The sequence below is a fragment of the Nonomuraea fuscirosea genome, from assembly GCF_003001935.1.
Taxonomy (GTDB): domain Bacteria; phylum Actinomycetota; class Actinomycetes; order Streptosporangiales; family Streptosporangiaceae; genus Nonomuraea; species Nonomuraea fuscirosea.
On sequence record NZ_PVNG01000056.1, the window covers coordinates 1 to 14,871 of the forward strand.

Sequence of the window (14,871 nt, forward strand, 5' to 3'; positions counted from 1 at the left end):
CCCCCATCCCCCATCCCCCATCCCCCATCCCCCATCCCCCACGAGAAAGGCCGACATCATGGAGATCGTCAACCGGCCCGCACCGCCGACCGGGCTGCGCCGCAGGCTGTGGCGCCTGCCCATCCTGCTCTACCGCCTGCGCCTGGGGCGGCTGCTGGGCGGCCGCGTCATGCTGCTCACCCACACCGGCCGCGTCTCGGGCCTGCCCCGCCGGGCCGTCATCGAGGTCGTCCAGCACGACGAGCAGGGTTACGTCGCCGCCTCGGGCTTCGGGGTGCGAGCGGACTGGTACCGCAACGTCATGACCACCTCCGAGGTGGTCCTCCAGGTGGGCGGGAAGACACTCAGAGCGACCGCGGCGCCGATCTCCGCCGACGACGGCGCGGAGCTCATGGCCCGGTACGCGCCCCGCCATCCGGTCGCCGCCCGCCGGCTCTGCCAGATCATGGGCTTCGCCGTGGACGGCAGCGAGGCCGACTACCGCGAAGTTGGGCGGCGCATCCCCTTCGTCCGCTTCACCCCGGCCTGATCAGCCGCCCCGCCAGAGGCCACCCCGCTTGAGAGGCGGTCTCCGGCGCGCCGGAGGACGGCTTTCCCGATGAACGATTCGCGGCCACACGGCGAGGAGCCGGAAACTTTCAAACGACAGGCATTGATGAAAAGAAGTTTCGGATATATCTTCACGATCAATCCGCCCGGGCGCCCGACCTCCACCCCCTGTTCAGAGGTGAGCATGCCTATGCCCGCAAGGCCGGCACGATCGACGGCCATGAAGCCCACCATCCTCGCCCTCTCCGTCGCCCTGGCGGCGGCGTTGTTCCCGCAGGCCGCCTCCGCTGCCTCGTCCGCTGCCAGGTCCACGCAGGTGATGGCCTCGCACAAGAGCCCGTTCAACTGCGGCAAGACGTTCTACGCCAACAACTGGATCGACACTCCGCCGCACAACCCTGAGGGCTCCATCGACTGGCAGACGTACGGGAGCGACGCCATCAACGGCGAGCCCGTGCGCGCCACCGCCGCCGGCACCGCGTACTTCAACGACGCGGGCAGCACGAGCTACGGCAAGTGGGTCGAGGTCCGGCACGGTGACGGCACCAGGACCCGCTACGCCCACCTGGCGACCATGGTGCGGGCGGCCGGCGGCTCGATGAGCGTCAGCCAGGGCACCCAGATCGGCACGGTCGGCTCCACGGGCGGCTCCAACGCGCCCCACCTGCACTACGAGCAGCGCACCTCCGGCGGAGCGGTTGACACCAGCCCCACGGTCGAGGGCGTGACCGTGTCCCTGGGCCAGAAGAAGGCCGTGACCAGCACCAACGCCTGCGGTGGCGGCGGCAACCCGTACACGCCCGAAGAGGTCTGCGGCAGCGGCTACGCGACCATCGACTCGGCCGCCGTCACCGGCGGGCGCGTCTACCTGCTCTACAACTCCGGCAACGGCTACAACTGCGTCACCACGCTGAAGACGACGAACGTCGGGTCGCCGGCGTCGATGTCGGCCTTCCTGGAGCCGGAGGGCTCCAACCGGACGACGAACTCGGGCAGCTTCAGTTACTACGCCGGGCCGGTGAAGCGGTCCGCGCCCGGGACGTGCGTCAAGTGGGGCGGCTCCATCGGGAGCGACTCGTACACCAGCCCCTTCGAGCACTGCGGTTCCTGACGGCCGGGCCCCCGCACCAGCAGCGGTGCGGGGGCTCGCCGCCGGCCGGCCCGCGCACGACCGGCAGCACGACCGGCAGCACGACCGGCAGCATGACCGGCGCCGCGGCACGACCGGCGCGGCCCAACGACCGAAGCCGCCGGTCAGGTGAAGGCGGGCATGATGCGGTCGTGGATCAGCCGGAGCTGGGTGTCCACGTCCGCCACCTCGGGCAGCTCCCGTCCCATGAACTGCCTGACCAGCGTCGCGTCCGTGACGGCGAGGATCATGTGGTTCACGCCGGACGGCTCGATCTCGCGCTTGATCTTGGCCACGCACTCCTCCGGCGTGCCGGAGATCGACAGCCGCTCCCCCAGCTCGGGCGTGGTCAGCTCGACCGCCCTGGCCAGGTCGCCGGCGCCGAGGGCGTCCACGATCGGCTTCATCGCGCCCGGATCCACGCCGTTGCGTTCGAGCTGCTCGGCGGGCATGGACGAGGCGTACAGGCCGACCATGCTGCGGGCGGCCTCCTTGGCCACGGCCGAGTCGGGGCCGGTGGCGAAGACGACCCAGGCGCCGATGTCCATCGACGAGGGGTCCTTGCCCGCCTTCTCCGCGCCGGCCCGGAAGTTCTCGACCAGGTAGTCGTAGGCCTCTCGGGTGTAGCTGAGCGCGTGGTGCACGCCGTCGGAGAGTTCGCCGGCCGCGCGGAAGGAGCGCGGGCCGCGCATCGCGCCGAGCTTGACCGGCACCCGTTCCTGGACCGGGCGGGCGAAGGTGAACAGGCCGCTGTACCGGAAGAACTCGCCGTCGAAGGTGATCGCGCCGTCGTCCAGCAGCGTACGGACGACGTGCGCCGCCTCCTTGACCCGCGACAGCGGCTTGGTGACCGCCCAGTCGATGCCGTACTGGGCGAGCAGCCCGAAGTTGCCGCTGGACAGGACCACCTCGGCCCGGCCGTCGCTGAGCTCGTCGAGCGTGGCCGCCGCCTGGGCGATCAGGGTCGGCTCGCGCAGCACCACCGAGGAGACGCTGGGCCCGAACCTGATCCGCGACGTCTGCTGCGCGGCGGCGGCGAACAGCAGCCACAGGTCCTTGTGCCAGGTCTCGTCGGCGGCGTAACAGGCGTGGAAGCCGAGTTCGTCGGCCAGGCGGATGGAGGCCAGCGACTCACGCAGCGGGTAGTCGGGCAGCATCACGTAGCTGAACTTCATTGGGGGACCTCCTGTGGGATGGCGTCGCCCGAGGGGGCTCCGCCCTTGTCGTACGGCCGGGCGGCCAGCAGGTAGGCCAGCCCGGCGGCGATCACCACCAGCCCGGACAGGGCGACCAGGTAGTCGTCGTACCAGGGGGCGTCGGGCGTCCTCGGCCAGGCCATGTTGACGATGGCGAGCACCCCGTAGACCAGCGCGGCCACGTTGACGGCCAGGCCCGCGCGGCCCAGCGTGAACGGGCCGGACGGGCGCCACCCGCGCAGCCTGGCCCGCAGCGCCGCCAGCACCACCATCTGGAAGCCCAGGTAGATGCCGAGCACCGCGAACGAGATGATCTTGATGAGAGCGTCCTCCGACACGATCGAGCCGAGCACGACCACGGCGGGGACGACGGCGGCGACCAGCAGCGCGTTCGGCGGGATGCGCCTGGCCCGAGAGAACCTCCTGAACACGCGGCTGCCCGCGATCATGTCGTCGCGGGCGTAGGAGTACAGCAGCCGGCTCGCCGCCGCCTGCAGGCTGAGCGCGCACGACAGGAACGACAGCAGCACCACGCCGAACACGACCTTGAGCCCGACCGGGCCGAAGGCGGCGGTCAGCACGTTCGTGACCGGGTCGGGGTCGGCGCCGGTGACGACGGCGGCGAAGTCGGGCACGGCCAGCAGCAGCGCCAGGCAGACGAACGTGGCTGCGGCGCCGCCCACGTAGATGGTCATGCGCATGGCCTTGGGGATACGCCGGGTGGGGTCCGGCACCTCCTCGGCCACGTCACCGCACGCCTCGAACCCGTAGTACTGAAAAATCCCGATAAGTCCGGCGGCCAGGAAGGCCACGAAATAGCCGGACTCCGACCCGGCGCCGAACGAGTCGAACAGCACCCCGAGCCCGTGGTGCCGCTCGGTGAGCAGCAGCCACCCGCCCACCGCCAGCGCCCCGACCAGCTCGGCGGCGAACCCGATGATCGCCGCCATCGCCAGCGCCCTGGTCCCGGCCAGATTGATCGCCAGCGCCACGGCCAGGATGACCAGCGCGCACAGGATCGTGTTGCCGGTGCTCACCCCGATCCCGAGGAAGGCCGACAGGTACGGCCCCGCCCCGTACGCCACGCTCGCGATCGTCACCAGCAGCGCGACCAGGTACACCCAGCCCGTCATCCAGGCCCAGCGCCGCCCCCACAGCCGCCTGGCCCACGGATAGATGCCGCCGGTCAGCGGATACTGCGAGACGATCTCACCGAAGACGAGCGCCACCAGGAACTGCCCGGCGCCCACGAGGACCAGGCTCCAGATCATCGGCGGCCCGCCGACCGCCAGCGACGAGGCGAACAGGGTGTAGACGCCGACCACGGGCGACAGGTACGTGAACCCGAGCGAGAAGTTGGCCCACAGGCTCATGTCCCTGCGGAACTCCGAGGTGTAGCCGAGGTCGGCCAGCCTGGTGTCGTCGCCCCGGCTCACCGGCACGTCATTCGTCGAGGTCATGGAGCAGCTCCTCGCCGGAGATCACCTTGCCGGCGAAGTGCCGGTGCATCCAGGCCAGGTGGTCGGCCCGGGACCGGACCAGGCGCAGCGTGTCCCAGTTGGGGAAGCTCTGCTGGGTCACGTGCTCGGTCATGAGCGCGGGCTCGACCTCGTAGACGTGCTCGAAGCGGGTGATCGCCACGTCGGTCACCCGCCGGGCGGGTGGCGGCGACATCTCCTCCTGATGGCGATAGGTCATGGCTCCTCCGCGTACGCCTGGTCGAGCAGGTACTTGCCGGGGTTCATGATGTTGTTCGGGTCGATGGCCCGCTTGACCGCGAGCATCACGTCGTACCCGCCGCCGAGCTCCTCCGGGACCAGGTCCACCTCGCCCTCGCGGCAGGAGCCGTGGCAGGCGCTGATCGAGCCCCCGTGCTCCAGCGTCACCGCGGCGAGATCGCGCTTGGCCCGCACCCACGCCGCCCAGGCGGTGTCGTCGAGCCGCTGCTCCCAGATGCCGATGTCGATCTCGGTGAGGTAGTCGGCGCCGGTCGCGCCGTTGGTGTAGGCGAACATGCCCCAGTCGTCGAACACGTCGCTCTCCCGCCTGAGCCGGGCGGCGATCTCGTGCCAGGCCAGCCGGACGGCGGGCAGGCGGGTGTAGTTGATCGAGGCGTCCTCGCAGTGCCAGCTCATCGGCACGACCTGCCCCGACTTGGTACGGCCGTGCAGCGGCGTGGCGTACCTGTCGTGCCGGGCCGCCCAGTCGCCCTCGGAGATCTCGTCGCCCAGGTAGCGGGCGCCGAGCGAGCGGGCGATGCGCAGCAGCCGCCGGCCGCCGGCCCTGACCTCGTCCTCGTAGCCGTACAGCGCGGCGCACACCAGCGCCTTCACCGACGACGGCTGCGGGATGTAGGCCTCGTCGTCGCGCCGCAGGTAGTCGACCTTCCACTCGTCGAACAGCACGGCCCCGGCGAACGTGGCCACGCCCGCCCGCGCCAGCGCCCCGACAGCGCGGTAGGCGCTGTCGTAGTCCTCGAACGCCCAGAACGGCGAGAACTCCGCCTCCGGTTTCGGGAACAGCTTCAGCGTCGCCTCGGTGGCGATCCCCAGCGTGCCCTGATGGCCCATGAACAGGTGCTTGAGCTGGTACCCGCTGGAACTCTTGGTGATCTTCCTACCGATGCCGTCGCCGACGTGGATGACCCGGCCGCCCGGCAGCACGTGGTCGAAGCTGAGCACCAGGTCGCGGGTGTGGCCGTACCGGGAGCCGATCAGGGACCAGCCGCTGGTGCCGATCCGGCCGCCGACGAGCGAGCACGGGTAGGACGCCGGGTCGTCGGGGTAGATCAGGCCGTGCCGGGCCAGGACCTCGTTCAGCTTGAGCGCGTTGATGCCGACGCCGACCGTGCAGGTGCGGTTGCCGAGGTCGATCTCCTTGATCTGGTTGATCCGCTTGACGTCCACGACGATGCCGCCGCGCAGGGGCACCGCGCCGTCGGTCAGCCCCGTGCCGCCGTCGCGCGGCACGACCGGGATGCGCAGGGCGTCGGCCAGCCTGAGCACCTCCGCGACCTCCTCGGTGGAGGCCGGCAGCACCACCAGGTCGGGCATGCGCTCCGCCCACCGGTGCACGGGGAACGGCGCGGGCACGCGGGCCCGGTTGAGCCGGTCGGCCTTGCCGGTCAGCACGTGCTCGGGGCCGAGGATCCCCCTGAGCTCCTCCAGTACGGGATCGCCGATCAGCACCGTCATGACGTCACCTCCGGCACCCTGTCACCGGTCATGGGGCCGGTCATGGGGACACCCCCAGCGACTCGGCCAGCAGTTCGTGCAGGTCCACGACGTCGATCGAGCGCGCCCGGCCCGCATCCGACAGCGGCCGCTCCGCCCACGGACAGGCGCTGACCAGCGTGTCCACGCCCAGCTCGGCCGCCTTGCCGACCCGCTGCTCGCTGATCTTCGCGGTCAGCTCCGGCTTCTCGACGGGCAGCCCGCCGCCCCCGCCCGAGCAGTACGACCACTGCGACACCCGGTCCACGTCGTGGAAGGTCAGCCCCGGGATCGCGCGCAGGATCTCCCGCGGCTCCCGCCAGACGCCCTTGCGCTTGTTGAGCCGGCACGGGTCGTGGTAGGTCACCGTGCGCTCGACCGGGACGTGCGGCGTCAGCCTGCCCTCCCTGATCAGCTCCGCCAGCAGCTCCACGACCAGCACGATCTCGATGTCGTAGGCGTCGCCGAAGTAGCGGGGATAGTCCTCGGTGAACGTGATGTAGTCGTGCGGGTCGAGCACCAGCACCCGCCGCACCCCGGCCGCCCGCCAGTCGTCCAGGTTGTGCCGGGCGAAGCGGCGGGCCTGCTCGTCGTAGCCCATCTCGGCCGCCGGGCCGCCGCAGCACCACTGCTCGTTCATCAGCCCGAACTCGTAGCCGGCCAGACTGAGGATCCGGGCCACCGAGCGCGGCACCGAGGTCCGGACGAAGGCCGCCTCGCAGTCCACGAACAGGATGCTCTCCCCGCCGATCGGCAGCTCGAGCCCTTCGGCCCAGTCGCGTACCCGCCCCTGGTCCACGGGGGTGCCGTCGAGCACCGGCTCGTGCCGGCGCTCGTCGGTCAGCTGGTTCCAGCGCCGCCAGCCCGGCTGGTGCACGCCCTGCTCGACGGCCAGGCCGCGCACGGCCTTGACCAGATCGACCGTACGGGTACGGAAGCGGTAGAAGTCGCCGGTGAACAGCGAGTTGGGGCAGCGCACCTCGCACGCGCCGCATCCGGTGCAGTTGACGTAGTCGGCCGCGACGTCCGCGACCTCCAGCTCCCCCTTCTCCATCGCCACGACGTTGGCGTGGAAGGCGGTGGGGCTCCAGGACTCGTTCCGTGTGACCTGCATGACGGGGCAGACCTCGCGGCAGAACTTGTGGCCTGAGGAGAAGCAGTTGTAGGCGGCGTCGCGCCACTCCTCGGCGAACTCTTTCTCGGGCCTCTCGTCGGGATCCGGCATGTGGCCTCCCAGGCAAGCGGGATCGCGCGTTGCGCTTAAAAGTATGAGTTCATATTTCAAAAGGCAATATGCTGGAGCGCGTGAGTCAGCTTCCCAGGGCGGCCGTCTTCGCCCCGCTCGACGACGGTTCCGGCCGGGTGGAGGTCGTGGTGCGCCGGCTGGCCGAGGCCATCGCGCTCGGCCTCATCGCCGACGGCGACCAGCTGCCCGCCGAGCTGGAGCTGGCCAACGCGCTCAAGGTCTCCACCGTGACGTTGCGCGCGGCGCTGGCCGCCCTGCGCGAGCGCGGCCTGGTCGAGACCCGCAGGGGGCGGGGCGGCGGCACGTTCGTGCTCGCGCCCGCCGACCCGTCCACGGCCCGGCTCCGGCGCCGCCTGCGCGAGCTCAGCACGTCCGAGCTGCGCGAGATCGGCGACTACCGCTGCGCCATCGCCGGCACCGCCGCCCGGCTGGCCGCCCTGCGCGCCTCCGCCGACAACGTCGCCCGCCTGCGGCAGCTCGTCGGCCGCCTCGACGCGGCCACCTCCGTGGGCGAGCGCCGCCGGGCCGACGGCCGCTTCCACATCGAGGTCGCCGCCGCCGCCCAGTCCGTACGGCTGACCCGCGCCGAGATCGACATCCAGTCCGAGGTGGGCGAGCTGCTCTGGCTCCCGTACGGCGAGGCCGTCGATCCGCGCGACGTCGTACGCAGCCACACCCGGGTGATCGACGCCATCGAGGCCCGCGACCCGCACACGGCCAGGGCGCTCACCGAAGAGCACCTCGACAAGGGGACAGAGCGTCTGATGGAGTTCCATTGGCGGCTCGTCGCATCCGAATGAGGAGGCAACGATGAGCGATCGGCACGTTGACCAGGTGGCCGACCGGGTGCACACGATCGTCGCGGACATCTTCGACTCGCTGGATCGCATCCTCGGCAGCGTCGTGGCCTGCTACCGCGCCTCCGGCTCGTTCGCCTGCGCCGACCTGGCGGGGGTCCGGCCGGAGATCTTCGCCTGCCTGAGCAGGGCGCACGACGTGGTCGCCGGGGCCGGGGTGATCGTCGCGCCCGGCGTGCTGGCCGACCGGCGGCGGTGGCTGGAGTGGTGGCAGGCACCGCCCGAGCAGGATCCGATCTTCCTCGACGTGGACCTCGACCCGGAGAGTCTCGACTTCTACGACTACACGCACGCCGAATGGTTCGCCGTGCCCGAGCACACCCGCCGCCGCCACATCGTCGGCCCGTACGTCGACTACGGCGGCACGGACACGTACATGCTGACCTTCACCGCGCCCGCCGAGGTGAACGGCCGCTTCCTCGGCGTGGTCGGCGCCGACGTGCGGGCGGCCACGTTCGAGGCGCTGCTGCTCGGGGTGCTGGCCGCGAGCCCGACCACGATCACGCTGGTGAACGGCGAGGACCGGGTGGTGGCGACCAACTCGCCCCGTCTGCCGGCCGGCTCCCTGCTCCCGCAGCCGGCCCCGCACCGGCTCCCGCTGACCGGCTCACCGTGGAGCATCGTCACGACCACCGGGGACCGCGCGATCAGCTCTTTGTGACGGCTCGGATCGTGTACCTGGTCCTGCCGGCTCGGATCGTGTACCTGGTCCTGCCGGCTCGGATCGTGTACCTGGTCCTGCCGGCTCGGGCCGCGTACCTGGTCCTGCCGGCTCGGGCCGCGTATCCGGTCCACCGGCTCGGGCCGGGCACCTGGTCCTGCCGGGGTTCGGCCGGTGTGCAGGGCCGGGGGTCCTCAGCCTGTGGGCTCGGGTTCGGCGGCGCCGGTCGCCGCGTCCTCTTCAGGGGTTTCGGCCGCCTCGCGTCGTTCCTCCTCGACCTTCTGTTCCGGGTCCGGTGGCGGCTCGACCGGCTCCGACGGGATCGGGCGGGGTGTCTGCCTGATCTCCACGCCGGCGCGCTCGGCGATCGTGTCGCTCTCTCCGTTGACCCGTCCCACGGCCTCAGGCATGTCCTCGGGGGCTTCGTCCTGTCCGTTCATGCCCCGCACCTGCCCGCAGTTCGCCGTCCGATGCGGCCGCCACCGTTTCGACGGCGGTTTCCACGACTGTTTCGGCGACCGGATCGGCACCCGGATCGGACACCGGATCGGCGAGCGGATCGGCGCCGGGTTCCGCGGCCGGGGGCGCGTCGGCCGGCAGCCGCATGCTCAGCCGGACGACCGTCCCGCCGGGACCGGTGGAGAAGCGCACCTCGTCGCTCAGCCGGCGCATCAGCCAGATCCCCCGGCCGCCGGGAGCCGCGCACGGGGGCAGGCTCTCCGTGTCGAGCACCACGTCGGGGATGCCCGGCCCGGTGTCACGGACCTCGCACAACAGCGCGCCGTCCGCCCGCCACATGCGCAGCCTGCCCCGCCCGCCGCCGTGCTGGACGGCGTTGACCACGCCCTCGTTGACCGCCGCGAGGAAGTCCTCGAGCCGCTCGCCCGCCAGCCCCTGCCCACGGGCCCGGCCGGAGACGGCATGGCGCGTGGCCTGCAGGCGAGCTCCGTCGAACCCCATGCTGAGCAGGGGAAGGGTCTCCATGATCGCGCCCCTTCGGGAAGCGGTTCTCGTAGGACAGGACACTCCTCGCATAGAGAGCCGCCAGGTACGTCCGGTGATCAGGCCCGTCCGCCGTCGCAGGCGAACGAGGCATCGTGACCACCGGCCCCCGCGATTCGCGGTCCCGTGATCCGCGGTTCCGTGATTTGCGGCCCCCCGGTCCGCCGCGTCTGATCCGCCGCAGGGGAATCCGGCACCGCAAGCCCTCGCCGAGCCAGTGCGCGCACACCCGCATGCCCGAACTTTAGGCGGACGCCTCTGAGGCGTCGAGACACAATCCCGGACCTGCGGCGGCCGGCTCGAAAACGCCGCAGCTGATCGTTAATATGCGGGAATGACGCGTACGGACGCCATGCTGGTCTCGCCGGTGGGCACACTGTTCGGAGTCCCCGCCGGTCAGGACCTGTCCGCGAGCAGCCTCGTGGTGGTGGGCGTGCCGTTCGACATGGGCTACCACCCCACCCGCGTCGGCGCGCGCTCCGGCCCCGCGCACGTGCGGGCGCACTCCGCCCTGGTCGCCGAGCACCTTGACGGGTTCGGCACGGACCTGCTGCGCGAACTCGGCGTGATCGACGCGGGCGACGTGGACGTCCTGCCGGGCGACGTCGGGAAGAGCTTTCCCGCCATCGAGGCCGCTGTGTCGCACATCCTCGCGGCCGGCGCGGTGCCGCTGACCCTGGGCGGCGACGGGGCGGTGACGTTACCCCAGCTCCGGGCACTGAAGCGGCATCGGGACGGCTTCGCCGTGCTCCACTTCGACGCCCACACCGACGCGTACGAGGGCATCTACCCGTACGAGTACAACAACGCCAACACGTTCGTGCACGCCGTGACCGAGGGGCTGATCGACCCGGCGGCGTCGCTGCACGTGGGGATGCGCGACACCGACCACCGGGGCCGTCCCGGGATCGTGGGCGTGGCCAGGGACCTCGGCTACGAGGTCGTCACCATGGACGAGTTCACCGCCATGGGCGTGCCCGCGCTCGTCGAGCGGATCCGCGCCCGGTTCGCCGGCGTCCCGGTCTACCTCTGCTGGGACATGGACGTGTTCGACCCGTCCGCGGCGCCCGGTGTGGTCACCCCTTCCTGGGGCGGGATCACGGTGCGGGAGGGGCTGAGCATCCTGCGCGGGCTGCGCGGGCTCGACTTCGCCGCCTTCGACGTCAACACCGTGAGCCCGCCGCACGACCACGCGGGCCTGACCGGCAGTCTCGCCGCGCAGGTCGCGATGGAGTGCGTGTTCCTCCTCGACGCCTGCCGTCCGCAGCCGGGCTGAGCGGCCCGCTCCCGGCGGCGGATGCGGCGACCGCGAGCAGAAGGATCAGAAGCCTCGTGGGCGTGGGCGCCGGCTCTATTGTGCGCAGAACGGGAGATTTCCAGACTCACGGGGGTGAAGTCTTGTGACGGTCTCGACCCTAGTGGCAGCCGTGATGGTGCTCGCGATCGCGGTCATCATCGTGAGGACGGTGTTGTCGCTGCTCAGCGGCTCACCCGCCTTGCGCAGAGGATCCGGCAACCCCGGCAATCCGTTCGTCCACGGCTCGTCGACGCCCGGCGCCGGCTCCTACAGCAGCGACAGCGGCGGCAACTGCTCGGGCGGCGACGGGGGCGGCGGCGGGTGCGCCTGACGACCACCGGCCCCCCTGCGACGGGCCCGGCCAGCGGCTGAGGCCAGACGATCAGGACCGGTCCCCGCGCTGGTGAAAGTGCCAAGCATTGGGAACCGGTCCCCACGTGCTGGTGGAAGTAGCGCAACCGAGCAGGACCGGTCCCCGCGCGGGTGCGGTTGAGTGCCCGCATGGACTGCTCGCGCCCACTGGCCCACGTTCTGCTCGGTACGGCCGCCGCCGTCGTGCTCGTCTCGTGCTCCGCGCAGGAACCGCCACCCGGGGACGCCGCCGCGTCCGGGACGCCCGCCACCGCCTCCCCCACGTCCTCCGGCGGCTCCCCCGCCACGTCACCCGCCACCTCGGCCACCCCGTCCACCAGCGTGTCCGCGACCCCGTCGCCCCGGCCGTCGCTGCCCGGCGCGGCCGACGGTGGCAATCGCCGGGCGTGCGCGGACGGCAGGTGCGAGATCCGGGTGAGGCGGCGGGCCCAGATCCCGCTGCCGGCGCGCTACGGCATCGGCCCGATCCAGGTGACCGGCGTCAGCTCCCGCGAGGTCACGCTGTTCGCACCGCTGAACACCTCGAAGTTCTCCAGTGACGGCGGCTGCTCGCCCACCATCACGGGACCGTCGCTGGGCGCCCCCGGCTACATCAGCCTGACCTGCCCCGTCAGCGCGAAGACGGTCATCAACAAGATGCGCCTGGAGGTGCTCGGTGCCGTCGGCAGGACCGCCGTCCTCCGCATCCGCCCCGCGAAGTGACCACGAGCGACCGTAGGCGACCGCGGGCAACCGTGGGGAGAACGCAAGCGACCGCGAGCAACCGCGACGGCGCCGCACCCGCCACGCGCGTGATGACCACGCGATGGCCGGGGCGGAGACGGCGTGGTCGCGGCCCGCCCCGGCTCTGGGGCGGGTCAGCCGCCGGTGATCACGAAGCCGGTGCCCGGTTCTCGGACGATGTCGCCGGTCGCCGAGTTGGTGATGGTGACGCCGCTCAGGGTCGCGCTGCCCCGGGCGCCGCCGTGGGCCAGGATGCCCGCGCCGTTGTTGGACCTGTCGATGCGGACGTTCGTGATGACGACGCCGGGCATGTTGCCGCCGCCCGCCTTGAACTGGATGCCGTCATAGGTCGAGTCGTGGATCTCGGTGTCGCGGATGGTCACGCCGGTGATGTCGCGGTTCTGGGCGAACAGGGTGATGGCGCCGAACTTCTGCGCCTCGCCCCAGAAGACGCCGCCGCAGCGGTACAGCGCGTTGCCGGCGATCAGTGTCTGGCCGGAGAACGGCAGCGGGTTGTGGTCGGTGGCGAGCATGATGCCGGGGTAGTTCATGGTGTCGTACACCAGATTGTTTTCGATCTTGTTGCCGTAGCCGCCGTAGATCGCGATGCCGTTGGCCCGCCACGGCAGCTGGACGGTGTTGTTGACGAACGTGTTGTCGTGGGCGATGTCCACCGACGGGTCCTTGACGAACGGGTTGGCCCAGACGGCCAGGGAGTCGTCCCCGGTGGTGCGGAAGCTGGAGTTGAACACGCGCGAGTTCCGCGTCCCGTTGCTGAAGTTGATGCCGTCGGCGTAGGTGTCGCGGATGCGCATGCCGCTGAACTGCAGCCCGTCGGCCGGCCCCCACAGGTCGGGGATGTTGTCGTAGTCGCGGCCGACCCAGACGCCCACGTTGGCGTGCTCGATCCACACGTTGCTGATCTTCGTGTTGCGGCCGAAGCGGCCGTTCAGCCCGACTCCGCCCTCGGCGCCGCCGGGGCCGCCGCGGATCCGGCCGGAGCCGAAGATGGCCAGGTCGGAGATCTGCACGTTGTCGTCGATGTCGAAGCCGAAGTTGCCCTCGTGCGGATGGTTGATGCCGCCCGTGGCCAGGTGCGGCTCGGTCAGGGTGTAGAACTGCGAGTGCCACATGCCCGCGCCGCGGATGATCACGTTCCTGATGCCGACCTGGTTGTACTGGCCGCGGTTGAGCGGGTCGTCGGTGAGGATCTTCTTCTCCTGCCGCCACTGCCCCGGCGGGATCCAGACGCAGGCGATGACGCCGTTCTGGTCGTCGGTGACGGCGCGCTGGATCGCGTCCGTGTCGTCGCCGCCGTCGTCGGGGACGGCGCCGTACGCGGTGATGGAGGTGCACTCGGCCGGTTTGCCCGCCGCGGGCGCGACCTGCTCCAGGTCGATCAGGTCGATGATGTAGAACGCGGCGTCGTCGCCGGCGTCGCGCTGGAGGCGGAACTTGGTTCCGGCCGGGTACGAGCGCGCCAGCAGCGCGTGTGACTCGTCGAACAGCCGGCGCGCGTCGGCCTGCGGGGTGTTGGTCAGCGACTCGGGGTCGTCGCCGCTGCCGTACAGCCAGCTGTGCTTGGAGGAGAGGGTGAGCTTCCGTACGAAGACGCCGTCGGCGTACAGGCTGATCGTGGCCTCGATGCCGCCGCCGCCGGGCGCGTCCGGGATGGAGTTGCGCACCACGATCGAGTTGGCCTGGTTCACGGAGGTGAACTCGACGTACTGGCCGGTCGAGTTGAGCCGGACCGACGCGCGGCCGGAGGACTCGGTGGCGAAGTTTGTGTGCCCGAACGTGCGCAGCGGGTCCGTCCGCAGCAGGGTGCCCTGGTAGGAGGCCGCTTCGGCCTCGTACTCGACGTACGGCAGCGAGGCGCCGCGGCCGACGGTGATCGGCTGCGACAGCGTGTTGTTGCCCTCGTCGGTCTCGGCCACGACGCCGGTCGCGTCCGCGGTGGCGACCGCGGTGGCGCCGCCGCTGGTGGCGGTCCAGCCACCGGTCACGGCCACGTCGGCCGTCGCGCCCGCGGCGATGGGCGGGGTCGGGGTGTCGAGCGTGGTGCCGCCGACCGCGACGCGGGTGACCGTGCTGGCGCCGGTCGTGGTGGTGCCGCGGTTCCTGACGGCCACGGCGAAGGTGACGCGGGTGCCGGCGGCGGGGTTCGGCGGGGTGGCGGTCAGGCTGAGGATCTGCAGGTCGGGGCCGGGCGCGTCGGCGACGACCAGGGGTGCGGGCGCGGTGTGGCCGTTGTTGGCCTCGTTCTGCTCGGGGACCGCGTTCTGCTCGTCCACCCTGGCTTCGAGCTGGTACGTGCCCGCGCTCCTGGTGCCGATGTTCGCCGACACGGAGGCGGTGGCTCCGGCGGCCAGCGCGCCGACGGCGGCGGTGCCGACCTGGGTCCCGCCGGCGTAGAAGGCCACCGAGGTGGCGGCGGAGGCGGCGGTGCCGGCGTTCCTGACCGTGGCCGACAGCGTGATCGCGCTCGCCGCGGTCGGCGCGGCGGGCGTCCAGCTGAGTGCCGTCACCGTGAGGTCGGGGTTGGGGGCCGGGGTGCCGGAGATCTGGAGCTCGGCGACCTGGCCGCCGGGGGCGCCGGTGTTGGCGGTGAACTGCAGGCGGACGTC

15 protein-coding genes are annotated in these 14,871 nt (G+C 71.5%); 7 read left to right on the forward strand and 8 right to left on the reverse strand.

All coding sequences use genetic code 11. The features are described 5' to 3' along the window. Positions 1–529: nitroreductase family deazaflavin-dependent oxidoreductase (locus B0I32_RS55190; protein WP_245956725.1), on the forward strand; the 529-nt coding region annotated here is incomplete at its 5' end. Positions 530–769: 240 nt separating this feature from the next. Further along, complete coding sequence (locus B0I32_RS55195; RefSeq protein ID WP_106253437.1) at positions 770–1,660, forward strand: M23 family metallopeptidase; 891 nt, start codon at positions 770–772, stop codon at positions 1,658–1,660. 143 nt (positions 1,661–1,803) lie between these two features. On the opposite strand, the gene B0I32_RS55200 is transcribed toward B0I32_RS55195, so the two are convergent. Genes B0I32_RS55200 through B0I32_RS55220 form a run of 5 tightly spaced genes read right to left on the reverse strand, consistent with a single transcriptional unit; the run spans position 1,804 to position 7,311 of the window. Further along, positions 1,804–2,853, reverse strand: a complete 1,050-nt coding sequence (locus B0I32_RS55200; protein ID WP_106253439.1) for an LLM class flavin-dependent oxidoreductase — start codon at positions 2,851–2,853, stop codon at positions 1,804–1,806. Next, on the reverse strand, positions 2,850–4,334 hold the full coding sequence (locus tag B0I32_RS55205; protein ID WP_106253441.1) for an APC family permease: 1,485 nt from the start codon (positions 4,332–4,334) through the stop codon (positions 2,850–2,852). The genes B0I32_RS55200 and B0I32_RS55205 overlap by 4 nt, the downstream gene beginning before the upstream one ends. Further along, on the reverse strand, positions 4,318–4,572 hold the full coding sequence (locus tag B0I32_RS55210) for a hypothetical protein (RefSeq protein WP_106253442.1): 255 nt from the start codon (positions 4,570–4,572) through the stop codon (positions 4,318–4,320). Before B0I32_RS55210 ends, B0I32_RS55205 begins: the two co-directional genes overlap by 17 nt. Further along, the gene (locus B0I32_RS55215) at positions 4,569–6,068 is read right to left on the reverse strand and encodes an FAD-binding oxidoreductase (RefSeq protein ID WP_106253444.1); all 1,500 of its coding nucleotides are present in this window, start codon (positions 6,066–6,068) and stop codon (positions 4,569–4,571) included. The genes B0I32_RS55210 and B0I32_RS55215 overlap by 4 nt, the downstream gene beginning before the upstream one ends. 40 nt (positions 6,069–6,108) lie before the next feature. After that, a complete protein-coding gene (locus B0I32_RS55220; RefSeq protein ID WP_106253445.1) occupies positions 6,109–7,311 on the reverse strand; it encodes a (Fe-S)-binding protein in 1,203 nt (400 codons plus the stop codon). Between the two features lie 80 nt (positions 7,312–7,391). Here B0I32_RS55220 and B0I32_RS55225 point away from each other — a divergent pair, with 80 nt between their 5' ends. Continuing rightward, complete coding sequence (locus B0I32_RS55225; RefSeq protein WP_245956726.1) at positions 7,392–8,132, forward strand: FadR/GntR family transcriptional regulator; 741 nt, start codon at positions 7,392–7,394, stop codon at positions 8,130–8,132. Positions 8,133–8,142: 10 nt separating this feature from the next. Continuing rightward, positions 8,143–8,850 (forward strand): cache domain-containing protein, encoded by a 708-nt coding sequence (locus tag B0I32_RS55230; protein WP_106253448.1) that lies wholly within the window; start codon positions 8,143–8,145, stop codon positions 8,848–8,850. A 194-nt stretch (positions 8,851–9,044) separates the two neighbouring features. On the opposite strand, the gene B0I32_RS55235 is transcribed toward B0I32_RS55230, so the two are convergent. Next, positions 9,045–9,290 carry a hypothetical protein gene (locus B0I32_RS55235; RefSeq protein ID WP_146178751.1) on the reverse strand — a complete coding sequence of 82 codons (246 nt, stop codon included), beginning with the start codon at positions 9,288–9,290 and terminating at the stop codon, positions 9,045–9,047. After that, the gene (locus tag B0I32_RS55240) at positions 9,253–9,834 is read right to left on the reverse strand and encodes an ATP-binding protein (protein WP_106253451.1); all 582 of its coding nucleotides are present in this window, start codon (positions 9,832–9,834) and stop codon (positions 9,253–9,255) included. Before B0I32_RS55240 ends, B0I32_RS55235 begins: the two co-directional genes overlap by 38 nt. Before the next feature lie 352 nt (positions 9,835–10,186). Between B0I32_RS55240 and B0I32_RS55245 the strand changes: the two genes are divergently transcribed. The 3 genes from B0I32_RS55245 to B0I32_RS58640 all read left to right on the forward strand — a co-directional run bounded on the left by B0I32_RS55245 (position 10,187) and on the right by B0I32_RS58640 (position 12,223). Beyond that, a complete protein-coding gene (locus B0I32_RS55245; protein WP_219912544.1) occupies positions 10,187–11,128 on the forward strand; it encodes an arginase family protein in 942 nt (313 codons plus the stop codon). A 151-nt stretch (positions 11,129–11,279) separates the two neighbouring features. After that, positions 11,280–11,480, forward strand: a complete 201-nt coding sequence (locus tag B0I32_RS55250; protein WP_106253453.1) for a hypothetical protein — start codon at positions 11,280–11,282, stop codon at positions 11,478–11,480. A gap of 170 nt (positions 11,481–11,650) precedes the next feature. Then, the gene (locus tag B0I32_RS58640; RefSeq protein ID WP_181308915.1) at positions 11,651–12,223 is read left to right on the forward strand and encodes a hypothetical protein; all 573 of its coding nucleotides are present in this window, start codon (positions 11,651–11,653) and stop codon (positions 12,221–12,223) included. Between the two features lie 155 nt (positions 12,224–12,378). Here the strand turns inward: B0I32_RS58640 and B0I32_RS55265 are convergent. Further along, the coding region (locus B0I32_RS55265; protein WP_106253459.1) for a CARDB domain-containing protein at positions 12,379–14,871 on the reverse strand (2,493 nt) is incomplete at its 5' end.